Annotated in this window: 15 protein-coding genes; 5 read left to right on the forward strand and 10 right to left on the reverse strand. The window is 63.7% G+C overall.

Translation table 11 applies throughout. The features are described from left to right. Positions 1 to 131: 131 nt before the first annotated feature. Positions 132 to 443 (forward strand): hypothetical protein, encoded by a 312-nt coding sequence (locus MYCSM_RS16875; RefSeq protein ID WP_015307378.1) that lies wholly within the window; start codon positions 132 to 134, stop codon positions 441 to 443. 738 nt (positions 444 to 1,181) lie between these two features. After that, positions 1,182 to 1,586 carry a hypothetical protein gene (locus MYCSM_RS16880; RefSeq protein ID WP_015307379.1) on the forward strand — a complete coding sequence of 135 codons (405 nt, stop codon included), beginning with the start codon at positions 1,182 to 1,184 and terminating at the stop codon, positions 1,584 to 1,586. 79 nt (positions 1,587 to 1,665) lie between these two features. Here the strand turns inward: MYCSM_RS16880 and MYCSM_RS16885 are convergent, their stop codons facing one another. The 3 genes from MYCSM_RS16885 to MYCSM_RS16895 are packed head-to-tail and all read right to left on the reverse strand — an operon-like array spanning position 1,666 to position 5,629. Then, on the reverse strand, positions 1,666 to 2,325 hold the full coding sequence (locus MYCSM_RS16885) for an MOSC domain-containing protein (protein ID WP_015307380.1): 660 nt from the start codon (positions 2,323 to 2,325) through the stop codon (positions 1,666 to 1,668). Between the two features lie 47 nt (positions 2,326 to 2,372). Then, positions 2,373 to 3,869 (reverse strand): flavin-containing monooxygenase, encoded by a 1,497-nt coding sequence (locus MYCSM_RS16890; protein ID WP_015307381.1) that lies wholly within the window; start codon positions 3,867 to 3,869, stop codon positions 2,373 to 2,375. Further along, entirely contained in the window at positions 3,866 to 5,629 is a 1,764-nt protein-coding gene (locus MYCSM_RS16895) for a flavin-containing monooxygenase (RefSeq protein ID WP_015307382.1), read from the reverse strand. The genes MYCSM_RS16890 and MYCSM_RS16895 overlap by 4 nt, the downstream gene beginning before the upstream one ends. A 90-nt stretch (positions 5,630 to 5,719) precedes the next feature. On the opposite strand from MYCSM_RS16895, the gene MYCSM_RS16900 reads away from it, so the two are divergent. Further along, positions 5,720 to 6,058 carry a hypothetical protein gene (locus tag MYCSM_RS16900; protein ID WP_015307383.1) on the forward strand — a complete coding sequence of 113 codons (339 nt, stop codon included), beginning with the start codon at positions 5,720 to 5,722 and terminating at the stop codon, positions 6,056 to 6,058. 3 nt (positions 6,059 to 6,061) lie between these two features. Here the strand turns inward: MYCSM_RS16900 and MYCSM_RS16905 are convergent, their stop codons facing one another. The 4 genes from MYCSM_RS16905 to MYCSM_RS16920 form a co-directional block, all read right to left on the reverse strand. After that, complete coding sequence (locus MYCSM_RS16905; RefSeq protein ID WP_015307384.1) at positions 6,062 to 8,455, reverse strand: ATP-binding cassette domain-containing protein; 2,394 nt, start codon at positions 8,453 to 8,455, stop codon at positions 6,062 to 6,064. A gap of 3 nt (positions 8,456 to 8,458) precedes the next feature. Further along, a complete protein-coding gene (locus MYCSM_RS16910) occupies positions 8,459 to 8,869 on the reverse strand; it encodes a VOC family protein (protein ID WP_015307385.1) in 411 nt (136 codons plus the stop codon). Between the two features lie 5 nt (positions 8,870 to 8,874). Beyond that, positions 8,875 to 9,255: a helix-turn-helix transcriptional regulator gene (locus MYCSM_RS16915; protein ID WP_051073912.1), complete on the reverse strand. Its 381-nt coding sequence runs from the start codon at positions 9,253 to 9,255 to the stop codon at positions 8,875 to 8,877. Positions 9,256 to 9,337: 82 nt separating this feature from the next. Then, complete coding sequence (locus MYCSM_RS16920; protein ID WP_083906408.1) at positions 9,338 to 11,011, reverse strand: alkaline phosphatase family protein; 1,674 nt, start codon at positions 11,009 to 11,011, stop codon at positions 9,338 to 9,340. Positions 11,012 to 11,057: 46 nt separating this feature from the next. Between MYCSM_RS16920 and MYCSM_RS16925 the strand changes: the two genes are divergently transcribed. Together MYCSM_RS16925 and MYCSM_RS36020 are read left to right on the forward strand one after the other, a co-directional pair. Beyond that, positions 11,058 to 11,672 carry a hypothetical protein gene (locus tag MYCSM_RS16925; RefSeq protein ID WP_157681340.1) on the forward strand — a complete coding sequence of 205 codons (615 nt, stop codon included), beginning with the start codon at positions 11,058 to 11,060 and terminating at the stop codon, positions 11,670 to 11,672. 211 nt (positions 11,673 to 11,883) lie between these two features. Beyond that, positions 11,884 to 12,624 carry a hypothetical protein gene (locus MYCSM_RS36020; RefSeq protein WP_015307388.1) on the forward strand — a complete coding sequence of 247 codons (741 nt, stop codon included), beginning with the start codon at positions 11,884 to 11,886 and terminating at the stop codon, positions 12,622 to 12,624. Between the two features lie 9 nt (positions 12,625 to 12,633). Here the strand turns inward: MYCSM_RS36020 and MYCSM_RS16940 are convergent, their stop codons facing one another. Genes MYCSM_RS16940 through MYCSM_RS16950 form a run of 3 tightly spaced genes read right to left on the reverse strand, consistent with a single transcriptional unit; the run spans position 12,634 to position 14,796 of the window. After that, positions 12,634 to 13,455 (reverse strand): acyl-CoA thioesterase domain-containing protein, encoded by an 822-nt coding sequence (locus MYCSM_RS16940; RefSeq protein WP_015307389.1) that lies wholly within the window; start codon positions 13,453 to 13,455, stop codon positions 12,634 to 12,636. 29 nt (positions 13,456 to 13,484) lie between these two features. Continuing rightward, positions 13,485 to 14,186, reverse strand: a complete 702-nt coding sequence (locus MYCSM_RS16945) for an SDR family NAD(P)-dependent oxidoreductase (protein WP_015307390.1) — start codon at positions 14,184 to 14,186, stop codon at positions 13,485 to 13,487. A 46-nt stretch (positions 14,187 to 14,232) separates the two neighbouring features. Beyond that, positions 14,233 to 14,796 (reverse strand): TetR/AcrR family transcriptional regulator, encoded by a 564-nt coding sequence (locus MYCSM_RS16950; protein WP_015307391.1) that lies wholly within the window; start codon positions 14,794 to 14,796, stop codon positions 14,233 to 14,235. Positions 14,797 to 14,831 lie beyond the last annotated feature (35 nt).

Consider the following 14,831-nt stretch of genomic DNA (forward strand, 5'->3'; position numbering starts at 1 on the left):
ATGCGGCCGGGAGTTCGATGTTTCGGCGTTGGTCAGTAGGCAATTCGCTACGCCGATGTGCGCCCTGTTCGCTGGTCCGCATCGTCGACCCCAGCGGTTTGAAAATCTGCCGTATGGGGCAGGCTCAGGTCATGGGAAAGGTCATTCGTCGTTCCACAATCCTGACGGCAGCTCTTGCGCCCATCGCCGCGCTGTCGCTAGTGATTCCGGCCGCCGGTTCGGCGCAACCGCTCGATTGCCAAAACGGAGAGTGGTGGGATCCTGTCGCCGACGTATGCCAACCGCCAGTGGGGCCGGTGCCGCTGGGCTGCCAGAACGGCGACTGGTGGGATCCGGTCGCAAACGTGTGCAGGCCACCGCTAGCGCCATTCCCGCCGAACTGCGGTGACGGACAGTATTGGAACCCGGTTTCCAACGTCTGCCGGCCGCTCGGCCAGGTCTAGGCGACTGTCACCTCTGCTGGTAACCCCGCCATATTCTCAGCGGGGGAACTGATGCGGTCAATGCGAAAGTGCCGGTGTGACAATATTCGTCATCGATGCACCGGTGGCGGAGGTTACTTGACATAATGTGGCTTATCGGCATTTGAAGAGTGGCGAGTTGCATTAGATGAAAAGACTCGCACCCCGCGGCACCAATTCCGGGTCACCCAACTGGCTCCTTGCATCCATTGCACATAACCGAGCGTGCCGTTTCGTTCATCGCTTAGTGAACGATTCGGGTATCAGGTGAAAACTTGAGTGTGCCCAAGTACGGGCCGGCCCAAGGGTCCGCGATCGACCACCCACCCGGCCTCTCCCCGTGCCCCGTCAATTCGTCACTGTGACGAATTGGCTTGTGGCGCAAGGCTATTGAAGCAACACATTGAGCCGGCGGTCCGCCGGAACTCGCCTCTCGAACGGTTGTCGTTGAGCTCGAACCATTTTGTCCTCGGCTTGTTAAATCCTAAAGAAGAGCGACGATCCTGAATCTCTGATCGCAAGGCGCAGCTCCGTGGTGGTGGGCCCTTCTCCCCCCGCTGCGAGGCAACCTCAGCTCGCGTCCATTCCCAGGGTCGAAGAGGGTCAATTCGTCACCGTGACGTTTTAACAGCAGCCGGCTGCCGCCCAGATAACAGCCGTGACGCGTCGGTTTCGGGCAAATCTCAGACAGGACCGCACGTGCACGGCCATGGTTAGTAGATGTCGAGCCACAAGGTTCCGAGCCCGAAAGAGATCAAGGCCGCCGCACAAGCGGCCGCAGAGACCGCGCAGTCGGTCGCCAGCGGAGCGATGCGCATTCCGCCCGCATCGATTCAACTAGCCGGCCAATTGCCGGACCTCATCGAGAATCTAGCGGTCGCCACCGAACGTCTCAACACCGCGATCGACCGCGCGGAGCGATATCTGGCGCTGGCCGATCCGATGATCCGAACGATGGATGCATTGCTGCCTCAGCTCGAAGCGCTTGTCGCGACTGGCAACGACGTATACAACGCCGTGTCGTCACTCCCCGGCGCCTCAACCATCAGTCGATTTGCGACCGCAGGCGCATCATCGGTGAGAAAGAAGCCGACGCGAGCACGAACCACCGACAAGAAGGCTTGAGTCAGCCTGTAATAGCCTGTCCCCCAACCGCTCAACCGCAGTTCCTCAAGGAGCGACGGCGATTCCTACGACGCGAACGCTAGGACGTGACGCGGCGCCGGGCGAGTTCCTTGATCTCATCGGGCAACGCGTCGGCTTCGAGGATCAAGGGCAGTAACTCCGGTTCCAGTGTCAGCGCGCGGAACACCAGGCCGACCGTCACGTCGTGATCCGGCCGATCCACTACGACGATGGAGTCTCCCGCCCGTACCGTTCCGCTTTCGATGACCCTGAGGTAGGCGCCTGGCGTCGCCGCCTTCGTGAACGTCTTGACCCACCCTCGAATCGACAACCAGGTTGCGAACGTCCGACACGGGATACGCGGCCGCGTCACTTCGAGCACCAGGCCCTCGTCGCCGACCTGCCAGCGCTCGCCGACGCGAGCGCCGGTTACATCGAGCCGTTCTGTGGTGAAGTTCTCGCCGAACTCACCGTTGTTGAGGTCGCGCTGTAGCTCTCGTCCCCAAGCGTCCAGATCCTCGCGGGCATACGCATAAACGGCTTGGTCGTCACCGCCGTGGTACTGCTTGTCGCCGATGAAGTCGCCGAGCAGGCCACTGCCGAGGCCGCCGCGCATCGGTCCGGGGGCGCGCACCGTGATCGCGTCGTTGGTCGGCCGCTTGTCGATGCCGGTCCGCAAGGACCCCTTGTCTGCATTCGGCCGCGGGTGGGCCAGATTGACCGTCAACACGTTCGCCACGGCCGGAGCCTACTTACCGACCCAGTCGTCTGCACATTCAATTTCGCCTACGACCCATTGTGAACCCAATCGCGCGGCCGTAGCCGCCACGTCGCTCGCGCATAATCGAGTTCCGAGTAGGGCCATTGCGTGACGATCCGGCCGGTAGGCGAACGGTAATAGCTGTCGCACTGCGTCCAGATCGTGCGCTCCAGATCGGCGTTGACCTCTTCGTTGAAGCGGTGCTCGGCTTCCGGGCGCACTTCGATGAAGCCGCCTCGGCGCGCGAGCGAGCTGACCGCACTGGCGACCAGCCGTGCGCCGGCCTCCAGGATGTAGATGATCGAATTCGCACCCTGGTTGGTGTTCGGGCCATACAGCATGAAGAAGTTCGGAAATCCACTCACCGCAACGCCGAGATACGCGCGAGGATCCAAACCCCAGCGTTGGTGCAGCCGCTGGCCACCGATGCCGATGACCTCGAGACCCGAAAGGTAGTCGCTCGTTTCGAACCCCGTCGCCAACACAATTACATCCACGTCGACGACACCGCGCGAGGTGATCACCGACGTCGCGGTGATCCGGTCGATCGGATCTGTCACAAGTTCGACGTGTGGGTGTTGCAGTGCCGTGTAGTACTTTTCGCCGAGCAGGACGCGCTTGCACCGGAACGGATAGCGCGGTGTCAATACGTCTCGCAGCGACTCGTCCTCGACGTGGTGCCGCAGGAAGTTCTGCGAAATCTCTTGCACCGTGGCCAACCGCGGATGACCGGGTGTGAGCGCCGTGTTGTCGTGTTGCAGCTTCCACAGCCGCCAGCGTTCACGCAGCGCAGCCCACGGGTGCCGACGGAAGCGTGCCAGTTCCTCGACCGTGTACAAGCGGTCCTCTTTGGGCACCATCCACGGCGGGGTGCGCTGAAAGACCGTCAATTGCGCGGCCGTGGCGGCAAGTTCGGGCACCACCTGCACGCCGCTGGCACCGGTGCCCACGACCGCCACGCGCTTGCCGGTCAGGTCGACGCTCGGGTCCCACTCAGCGGTGTGCATCAGGTTTCCGGCGAAATCGGTCAGCCCCTCGATATCGGGATAGCGAACGGCACCGAACAATCCGACCGCGCTGACGACGACATCGGCCGTGATGGTTCTGCCGTCGGCCAGTTCGACTCCCCACCGTGACACCTGTTCGTTCCAGACCAATCTGTGCACGCGCGTGCCGAGCATCAAGTGCCGACGCAGGTCGAAGTCGTCGGCGACCTTCTCCAGATAGGCAAGGATCTCCGGCTGATACGCGTAGGTGCGAGTCCAACCGCGGTTGGGGGCGAAGGAGAATGAATACAGGTGGCTCTGGATGTCGCAGGCCGCCCCAGGGTAGACGTTCTGCCTCCAGGTGCCGCCGACACCGTCGGCGCGTTCAATGATCAGCAGATCATCGATGCCCTTGCGCCGCAATGCGACTGCGGCCGCCAGTCCACCGAAACCCGCACCGATGATGACCACCTTAGGCGATGTGCGGTGGCGCAGCGCCCGCACGCGACCGGCAAGGTATCGGCGGCGCGAACTCATCGAATCTCAAATCCCTCCGGCGTGCCGGCTGCCCTCGACGCCTCCAGGATTGAGGCGTATTCCGTCGGAGCGCCGTAGAAGAAGCTGCCCTGGCGCGTCACGGCGTTCGCCTGTCCCTCCCGGTTGTAGTACCCGGGTGTACAGGCCTTGGCCCGCCCGGCGCTGGCCGCCGAACGGTCGATCACCGTTTGGACCCAAGCATCCTCGGCGTCGATCGAAGCCTCCATCTCGGTCACGTCGTGGCTCAGCGCCCAGGAGATCACCGATGCGGTGTGACGCGCTTGCACGTCAAGCAGATACGGGAAATTCACGGTGAACCCCGACTGAGCGATGCTGAGCACGAAACAGTTTGGGAAGCCGTTGACGCTCAGGCCGTGAAGCGTGCGAACCCCGTCGCGCCATTTGTCCGTGAGTGACAGGCGGTCTCGGCCGATAATCTCGAAACCCGTACGTCGCGCATAGTCTGTGCCGATCTCGAATCCGGTCGCGAAGATGAGGCAATCCACCGCGTGCTCTACGCCGTTCACGACGACACCATCGGGTGTGATCTTCTCAACGCCCTTGCCCTCTGTGTCAACCAGTGTGACGTTGGCGCGGTTGAACGTTTGTAGATACGCATCGTGAAAGCACGGCCGTTTGCAGAAGTACCCGTACCACGGTTTGAGCGCTTCGGCGGTCGCGCGGTCGGCGACGATGGAGTCGACTCGCGCCCTGATTTCCTCCATCTTGGCGAAGTCGGCCATTTCCACTGTGCGCAAACGTTGTTCGTCCGACATCCCTTCGATGCGGGTCTGCCGCATGACGAAGAGTTTCTTGACGATACTGGTCCATGCGTCGTTGACCAGATCCTCCTCGGCGGAGCCGCCCGCGGTCAACAGCTGAAAATTCTCGATGCGTCGCCGCTGCCAGCCATCATCCAGAGTCGCCGACCAGTTCGGATCGGTCGGCCGATTGCCACGGACGTCGACGGTAGACGGCGTGCGCTGAAACACCAGAAGATGTTTCACCGCATTGGCAAGGTGCGGCACGCACTGGATGGCGGTGGCGCCGGTCCCGATGATTCCGACGCGCTTATCCGACAGCTTGGCCAGATCGGCTCCGGTGTAGGAGTAGTCCCACCGGCTGGTGTGAAACGCATGGCCGCCGAAGTCGGAGATGCCGTCGATGCCAGGAAGTTTCGGCTTCTGCAGGTACCCGTTTGCCATCGCCACAAATCGTGCGCGGATGGCGTCGCCGTGGTTTGTGGAGATTACCCAGCGGGAAAGGTCTGACTCCCAACGAATTTCGTCGACCTCGGTTTGCAGGCAGATATCGCGGTACAGATCGTAGTGTTCGGCGATGCGTCGACAATGAGCGAAGATCTCATCGCCCTTGGCGTACTTCTCCGTCGGGATATAGCCCAACTCCTCCAGCAGCGGCATGTACACATACGACTCGACATCGCACGCGATGCCCGGATAGCGGTTCCAGTACCAGGTGCCGCCGACGTCGGCCGCCTTGTCGATCAGCCTGATGCTCTGCACGCCCAGGTCGCGCAGTCGAGCTCCGACAAGTAGCCCGCCGAACCCGGCGCCGACGATCGCGACGTCAACGTCGTCGGACAACGGGTCGCGGGCGAAGTCCGGGTCGCTCCAGGGATCCTTCCCAAATCCGGCAAACGGGCCCGCGATCTCGACGTACTGCGCGATCCCGTCGGGTCGTAATCGCCGGTCCCGCTCAAAGGCGTATTTCTCCCGCAGCGCATCTGCGTCGAATGCCACGCGGTGTCCTCCACCAGGGTCCAGCTAATTACCGTTCCTGGGCATCTTCAATCACTTCGGCAGCCCTGGCAAGAGCCCTAACCTTGTTATATGTCGCGTCGGGTGGTGGTGATCGCGTCCGCGCTGCTGGTGCTCGGCGGACAGGGGCAGGCTTCGGCGGCACCACCGGATCAGCCTGCCCCCACGCTCCCGCTGCCACCGACCATTACGACATTGCCGCTGCCCGACCTGCCGATGCCCGTCGGCGTCCCGCCGTTCGTCTACCCAGCCGACGTCCCGCCCGTGCAGTTGCCGAGCGACATACCCGCAGTCGAGCTTCCCGCGGCAATTCCGACTGTGCAAATGCCCGCGGATGTCCCCGCGGTGCACCTGCCCGCCGACGTTCCGCCCATCCAGCTTCCGGCGCCCATTCCTCCGGGCTTGTTGTAGCGGTCAGGCGTTGACGTACTCCGCCAGGTGCTCGCCAGTCAGGGTCGAGCGGTCGGCGACGAGATCGGCGGGCGTGCCCTCGAAGACGACTCGACCGCCGTCATGACCGGCACCAGGACCGAGGTCGATGACCCAGTCCGCGTGCGCCATCACCGCCTGATGGTGCTCGATCACGATCACCGACTTTCCCGAGTCGACGAGCCGATCAAGCAACGCCAGCAGCTGCTCGACGTCTGCGAGGTGCAGGCCGCTGGTCGGCTCGTCGAGAATATAGACGTCACCCTTGTCGGCCATTTGTGCCGCCAGCTTCAGTCGCTGACGCTCGCCACCGGACAACGTGGTGAGCGGCTGGCCCAGCGACAGGTAGCCAAGCCCGACGTCGGCGAGCCGCTCGAGAACCTTATGTGCAGCAGGCACTTTCGCGGCACCATCGCTGAAGAACGCCAAGGCGTCGGTCACCGACATCGCGAGCACCTCGCTGATGTCTTTCGAGTTGCCGGAGCCGCCGAATCGATATTTCAATACCGATGCCTCAAACCGCTTGCCCTCACACACATCACACGGCGTTGCGACACCCGCCATCATCGCGAGGTCGGTGTAGATGACGCCCGCGCCGTTGCAGTTCGGGCAGGCGCCCTCGGAGTTGGCGCTGAACAGCGCTGGCTTCACGCCGTTCTCCTTGGCGAACGCCTTGCGGATGGGCTCGAGCAACCCGGTGTACGTCGCGGGATTGCTGCGTCGGGAGCCGCGAATCGGTGTCTGGTCCATCGCGACCACACCGTCCAGGCCGGCAACTGAGCCGTGGATCAGCGAGCTCTTGCCCGAGCCAGCCACTCCTGTCACGACGACAAGCACGCCCTGCGGGATATCGACATCGACGTCCTGTAGGTTATGCGTGTTCGCACCGCGAATTTCCAATGCGCCGTTCGGTTTTCGCACCGATTCCTTCAGCCTGGCCCGGTCGTCGAGGTGTTGACCCGTGAGAGTGCCGCTGCGCCGCAGCCCGTCGACGGTGCCCTCGAACACCACCTCGCCGCCCGCGGTTCCCGCTCCGGGACCGAGGTCGACGACGTGGTCGGCGATCGCGATCGCCTCCGGCTTGTGCTCAACGACGAGCACGGTGTTGCCCTTGTCCCGCAGCTGCAGCAGCAGATCGTTCATCCGCTGGATGTCGTGAGGGTGCAGACCAATGGTCGGCTCGTCGAACACGTAGCTGATATCGGTGAGCGACGACCCGAGGTGGCGGACCATCTTCACGCGCTGCGCCTCGCCGCCCGACAGCGTTCCCGATGGCCGATCGAGCGACAGATAGCCGAGTCCGATTTCGACGAAAGAGTCGAGGCTGTGCTGCAGCGCCGCCAACAGCGGCGCGACCGACGGTTCATCTAGGCCCTTGACCCACTCGGCGAGGTCGCTGATCTGCATGGCGCAGGCTTCGGCGATGTTGGTCCCGTTGATCTTCGACGACCGGGCAAGCTCAGACAGCCGGGTGCCGTCACACTCGGGACAGGTTGAGAACGTCACCGCCCGTTCGACAAAGGCGCGGATGTGCGGCTGCATCGCATCGACATCCTTGGCCAGCATCGACTTCTGAATCGCCGGGATCAGGCCCGAATACGTCAGGTTGACGCCATCGACCTTGATCTTCGTCGGCTCCTTGTAGAGCAGGTCGTTCATTTCTTTCTTCGTGTACTTGCGGATCGGCTTGTCCGGGTCGAAGAAGCCGCAACCGCGGAAGATCCGGCCGTACCAACCGTCCATGCTGTAGCCGGGGATGGTCAGCGCGCCCTCGTTGAGCGACTTGCTGTCGTCATAGAGCGCCGACAGGTTGAAGTCGTTGACAGCGCCCCTGCCCTCGCAGCGCGGGCACATCCCGCCGGTGATGGAAAAGCTGCGCCGCTCCTTGACGGTCTTGCCGCCCTTTTCCAGAGTGACGGCGCCCGCGCCGCTGATCGAGGCGACGTTGAACGAAAAGGCCTGCGGCGAACCGATATGCGGCCTGCCCAGCCTGCTGAACAGAATGCGCAGCATCGCGTTCGCGTCGGTGGCGGTGCCGACCGTGGAGCGCGGGTCGGCACCCAACCGGTCCTGACCGACGATGATCGCGGTGGTCAGCCCGTCCAAGACGTCGACGTCGGGCCGCGCCAGCGTCGGCATGAAGCCCTGCACGAACGCGCTGTAGGTCTCGTTGATCAACCGCTGCGATTCCGCCGCGATGGTGTCGAACACCAACGAGCTCTTGCCCGAGCCCGAAACGCCGGTGAATACCGTCAGCCGGCGTTTCGGCAGCTCGATGTTGATGTCCTTGAGATTGTTCTCGCGAGCGCCGTGCACGCGGATGAGGTCGTGGCTATCGGCGGCATGTAGGGCAGGCGAGCGCGTGGACTTGGTTGGCATGCGTCAGCGCAGCTCCTGGATTCGGACCATGTTTCCCGCTGGATCGCGCAGCGCGCAGTCGCGGACGCCGTACGGCTGCTCGGTCGGCTCCTGGACCACCTCGACGTCGCCGGCCTGGATCTGCTCGAAGGTGCTGTCGAGGTCCTTGGTGGCCAGCAGCAGTGTGCCGAAGGTGCCCTTGGCCATCATCTCGGAGATCACGCGACGCTCGTCGTCGGTGAGGCCGGGGGTGGCGGTCGGCGGGTACAGAACGACGTTCGTATCGGGCTGGTCCGGCGGGCCGACGGTGATCCAGCGCATCTTGCCGTTTCCGACGTCGAGGCGCACCTCGAAGCCGAGGGTGTCGCGATAGAACGCCAGCGACTCTTCCGGATCGTCGAGGGGCAACATGCTGGAGTGAATGGTGAGGTTCATGTCGCTCACGTTATGTGCAGCCGAGCGGCGGGCGCTTCTCGATTCCTGATCGGTCTGGTGACTTGTTTCTCGACGCACGATGGAAGGCCGTCAACAGCGCCCGCGGCCCTTTCTCGATAGGAGCTCGGCGACATGCCGACCAGCTCGGTGAAGCGTGTGCTGAAGGTTCCTAACGACGAGCCTCCGACGGCGAAACAGACCTCGGTGACGCTCATGTCGCCCCGGCGCAGCAACGCCATCGCGCGCTCGATCCGCCGCGTCATCAGGTAGGAGTACGGCGACTCCCCGTAGGCGAGTTTGAACTGGCGCGACAGGTGGCCGGCCGACATGTTCACACCGCGTGCCAACGCCTCGACATCCAACGGCTGCGCATACTCACGGTCCATCCGATCACGGACACGACGCAGCAGCTTCAGGTCGCGCAGCCGCTGTGCATCAGGCGTCACACCGGGATCGTACGTCGGGTGTCTACGTCCAGAATTCGTTCATGGGTTGCGCGTAGCGGTCGTTGTTGGTCAGCGGCGGGAGTCCGAGAGAATCCTCGATGGTGCGCAGCAGGCTGTAGTGGTCATAGCGATCATCGGCGACGAACGCGCCACCACGCATCCCGCTGGCGACGGCACCCGGCGACGGGATGACGACTGTGACGATGTGGTTGCCTTGGTTGCCGATGCCCAACGACAGGTTGTTGTAGTCCTCGTCGAATGTCAGGAAGATCGCGCTCTTCTGGGTGGGGTCATTCCACGTGTTGGAGTCCATGATGATGGGCAGCGTCTCGTTGAGCCATGCGTCGCCTGCCGCGACGTTGTATTGGTGTCCGCCAAGGAATTTCGGGGTCAACTGGCTCAGGGCCCATTGGACTATGCCGGTGAGGGTATTGGTGGGACCTTCCATGTTGGTCGCGTCATCGGCGGCGAACCACGCGAAATTGGGAGCGGTGTTGGGGACGACGAGATCGCCTGCCATCTCTGATAGATCGAACAAGTGGCTGTTCACCCGGGTCGGATCGTTGTAAATGTCGCTGTAGGCCAGGAAGGGCAGCCGGTCGGTAGGTGTGCTGTAGCCGCCGCCACCCTCCATGTACCCAGCCCAGGTCTTGTGCGCCAGCTCGATGTTGTCGGCAAGGTTGGGTTGGTCAAAGCAGTTCGCGGGGCAGTTGTAGTTGATGCCGAAGTCTGAACCACCCAGGATCGGGTAGTAGTTCGGATCGCTCGGGTGCGTGAGTGCGTAGTAGTTCGACGCGAGTCCGTAGGTGTCGATGAGACCGTTTAGGTACGGGGCGTTGGGGCTGCCGACGATGTCAGTGAAGCCCTTGTTCTCCATGTAGACCATGAACACGTGATCGAGCGGCTTGACGCTCGATGCCGGTCGCGTGAGCGGCGCGGGAGCCAGGCCTGCAGCACCGACCGTGAACGAGAGGTTGTCGGCGTAGGCGTTGTTGTAGTTGCCTAGTACCGGGTTGCAGTCCTCGAGCGTCACCACCACACGCGCAGTGCGGGTGCCCACCGGGATGGTGCCCGTGGTTTCGCGGTCAATGAAGCCGGTGAGGAAGAATCGATCGAGCACGCCGACCGGCCGGATGCTTCCGGTGCCGAGGGTGGCTCCGCTGGCATTGAGGAACTCGACGCGGACCGAGGCAGCGGACGGGTCGATGGTGAACCCGCCGAGGTCGCCGCCGAGCGTGTAAGGCACTGCGCCACCGTCGATCTCGGCCGCCGCGGCACTGAGGTTCACGGTCTGGCTGAGCGTGGAAGTGGCGACTGGTCCACCGCCGAAGAATTGATTGCCACCATCGGGTGGTGCGCACGCCGCGCTGGGGAATCCGAGGAACGCGGGGAATGTCGGGCCCGGGGAGGATGTCGGCCACGGAAAGCGGCGCAGAGTGCCGTATTCAATGACTGTCGGTGTGCCGGTCACGGTCCAGCCTGGCACTGTCACCGAGCTGTATCCCGACAACGACGGGTCACCGAGTTCAGCGCCAGGATTCACTAGCAAGTTCGGCCCGCCAACGGTCAGCGCGGGGACGTGTGGGGCGGCTACCGGCGAGAAGCCGAGCAGTGTCTGCTCGATCTCACGGCGCGCAAACGCCAACAGCGTCCACAGCGCGGGCTCGTGAATCGGTGCGACGGGACTGGCTGTCATCGACGGTCCCAGCCCGGCCCACCCAAACAGAGACGAGACGACGCTCGTGACGATGTTCAACGGTGCCAGCGGCCCACTGAACGCCGGATGCTGCTGCGGCGCACTCGTTTCGATTGAGTTGACCGTCGCGGTGATTGGCGATGACGGCGTCACCGGTGCAGCGCTGGCGACGGCGTGCACTTCGGTGCTCGGCGTTGAGTGCGTCGTTCGAAGCGCACTCGGCGACTGCAGGTTTGCGGCGTTGCTAGTCAGATTCGCTTGCGGCACAGAAAATGTCGAGGTTGCTGTCGATGCGCTTCGTGTTGCCGCCTTGAGCGCCTTGCTGGTACCTCGTTTTGGCGATTCCGCTGCCGGCGTGGTCGGGAGCTCGTCATCATCGGAGGACGTCTTGATTGTGGGGCCCGAATCGTCGGCCGCTGTATGCGACTCGGCCGTCGACGTTTTTTCCGAGGCCGCGCTGTCGGATTCTGTCGATGGACTCGACGGGGCCGGCTTCTTCGCCGCCGACGACGCGGACGAGGTATCCGCCGCACTAGTCGAGGCCGACGAAGGACCCGAGTCTGCTGGCTCCGCGAAGGCGACTGCAGGCGTAGTGGCTACCGCCCATCCGACCCCGAGCGCGACAGCTAATGCGCCGACTCGACCGACACACGTGTCGTAACCCATCCCCGCTCCTTGATCGATGGGGCAGTTCAGCGCCAAAAAATGTACGCCGCGGCCGATCAGCGAGGGTCCGAACTGAGGCAATCGACCGGGCCTGCTGCCCCAATCTCCCGCGAGATGCCGATTAGCCACGGCATCCAGACCGCGGCGAAAGCCGTTGACCTCGGCTGATTTGCCACCGCCTCGCACGTCAGCGCTAGCATCGAGAGGTGACTGAACGCGAGGCCCCGCCGGATTGGGGCTTCGATCACCGGCAAACCGACCCTTATGACCACGACGGGTGGTTCGGTGGTCAACTCGCTGAGCCCACGTTCGTAGAGGAAGCGCCCACCCCGCCGCGCGGTGGGCCGGTCGTTCATGTCCCCGAGGAACCCGACGTTGCCCCGCCCGAGATAGCTCCTCCGGTTCCCGCGCCGCCTGTCCGCCGTGCCTCGACGCCGACGGTAAACACGTGGACGGTAAACGGCCAGCTGCGCGCATCAGATACCAGCACGTTGACGTTCCGGGCTCCCCCGCCGCCGTGGTATCGCACCAAACAGGGACGAGTCGGGTTGGTCGTGGTCGCCGCTGCTGCGGTGGTCGTGCCGATCGTCCTGCTCACATGGCCTGACAGCTCCGCCACGGGTCCTGCCCCGTCGACGTCCGTCGCGCCGCACCCTTCAACGACCCAGCCCGCCCTCAGCAGTGCTCCGCCCGCGCCGATCAACCTGCCCCCGCCTCCGCCGCCACCGCCGCCTCCCCCGCCACCTCCGCCGCCGGAGAACACCGGTTCTGCGCCGTCGTACAACGAGCCGTACTGGACGGGGCCGGCAGACCCGAGCCAAGGTCCGAGCATCGACGTGACCCGCGCGCCGATCAGTGTGGCGCCATCCAAGCAACAACCATCAGGCACCAACTCAGCCAAACCTGGGGACGGCCGCAAGGGCTTCCATTGTGGAGGCTGGTGCTGAGCGGGCCTGCTATTCGTAGTTGAGACCCTTGAGCGGTGTCGACTGGCCCGAAAAGTCGATCTGCGCAGCCGGATTGGCCACCGCGGTGACCATTCCCGAGCCGAATGCACCTTGCGAGTCGAACAGCGTCGCCGTGCCGACCGAAATCCCATCTGACGTCCAGTGCGAATCGCCTTGGACGGTGATCCAGTCGTCAACGGGCAACCGGGAGAAGGCCGCCGTCAGGTCACCGTTGATATAGCCGATGCCTTGCGTCCCCAGATTGGTCACCAGACTCGTCGCCTCGGCGATCATCACGGCGCGAACAAACGGAGAGTTCTTCTCCCCCGCAAGCACTTTGATGCCGTCGTTGAAGAATCGCTTCCTGGAGTCATTCTGATGTGCCGCAGGCGACCGCGTCCAGCCAACTTCATCGCTTCCGACAAACGGCAGTATCGAATCGTCCGGTGATGGCGGCTGTATGAGTGAGATCGGCGCACTCCACTCCCGGCCGGGCGGTGCCATCGAGCGGCGGTACTGCACCAGCGTGGCCCGAGTCACCGTGCGACCGTCCTGAACCAAATCGCATTCCGCGCTGCGCACGCGTCTTCCGTCGCGGACCACTCGCACGTCGATCGTCGTAGCCGCATTGCGCGCTGCCCGAAACAGATCTGCGGTGAATCGAGTAGGCATAAAATCCGGTGATCCACAATGATTTTCGAGCGCCCGAGCGGCCAACCCGACAACCGCGGGCCCATTGAGATGATCGTCGCCCCAATGGCTTTGCGCGAACGGCGTCGGCACGAACGCGCCACCCTCCGTCAGCGTGAAGTGCGCCGGTTCCGTTGACATCCGATCATCGTCGCACAGCGGCAAATAGGCTAGGTGTTGCGGCCGCCGTTGACGCCCAGGATCTGCCCAGTGATGTAGCCGGCCTCATCGGAAATGAGGAAAGCGCATGCGGCAGCGATGTCTTCGGGCCTCCCCATCCGGCGGACCGGGGTGGCCTCAATCGTCGCCTGCACATTGCCGAGCCTTCCGAGGGATTCCGCGTTACGCAGCATCGGCGTATCGATGAAGCCCGGCGGGACCGCGTTTACGGTGACTCCAGCCGGTCCGTACTCCAGGGCCAGCGACTTGGTCAACCCGTTGACCGCCGACTTCGCGGCGACGTAATGCGACATGTAGGGCGTGCCCGAATGCGTACTCGACGAGGAGATATTGACGATCCGGCCCCAGCCCGCGTCGATCATGTCGGGCAGGACCGCTTGAATGCAGTGGAATACCCCGTTCAGGTTCACGTCGACCACCCTCTGCCATTCGTCGAGGGTGATGTCGGTGAACCGCTTGAAGCCGTCCAGGCCGGCCGCGTTGACCAGGATCGTGACCGGACCGAGCTGCGCGCGGATCGCCGTCAATGCCTGCTCCACCTGGGCACGATCGGTCACATCCGCGGTCTGTGCGAACTCCTCATCGGACGGGTTCAGGTCAATGGTGGCCACGTGGTAGCCGTTGGCCCGCAGCCGTTCGGCCACTGCGCGGCCAATGCCCGAACCGCCTCCCGTCACGACAGCAGTCTTCATAAAGATGTCTTCCTTTCCGAATCAGTTGAATCATTCATGTTTGGCCTCATGTGCGCCGAGGCGTGCGCAGACCAAGCGTGCGACGACCCGCATGGACGAGATGGGCGCGCAGCACGTCGTCATCTAGGTTCGCCCCCGTCGCGCCAGCCATCCCGGCGAAGACCATGGCCGCCCGGACCTCTCCGCCCGGTCCCGGCTCAACGTCGGCCAGCAGGGCCAGCTGTCGCTTGATCAGGCCGCCCCATTCGGCGCGCTCGGCCAGCACCGCCGCGACGCTCGGATCGGCGGCAAGCACGGCGACAAGTCCCCTGTTCCGGACAGTCAACGCGGCGTAGCCGCTCAACATGTGTTCCGCCCGCGAGTGAGCAGTGCGCTTCGCTTCGGCAGACTCGACGACGATTCGCAGCTCATCGAGGATCGGCTCCAGGACGGCCGCCAGCAGTTGCTCGCGAGTCCGAAAATGGTGGTAGATAGCCGCTTTCGTGAACCCGAGTTCGTCGGCGATCATCTGCAGGGACGTGCCCGCGAAGCTATTGCGGGTGAACAGGGCGACGGCGACCTCGATCAGTCGCGTCCGGGTGTCGGTCGTCTCCAACGCCGCTGTTGCCATCGCCAGCTCCTCGAGGTTCAGCTTTACGATCGTAT

Source organism: Mycobacterium sp. JS623 (assembly GCF_000328565.1).
In the GTDB taxonomy this organism is placed as follows: Bacteria; Actinomycetota; Actinomycetes; order Mycobacteriales; family Mycobacteriaceae; genus Mycobacterium.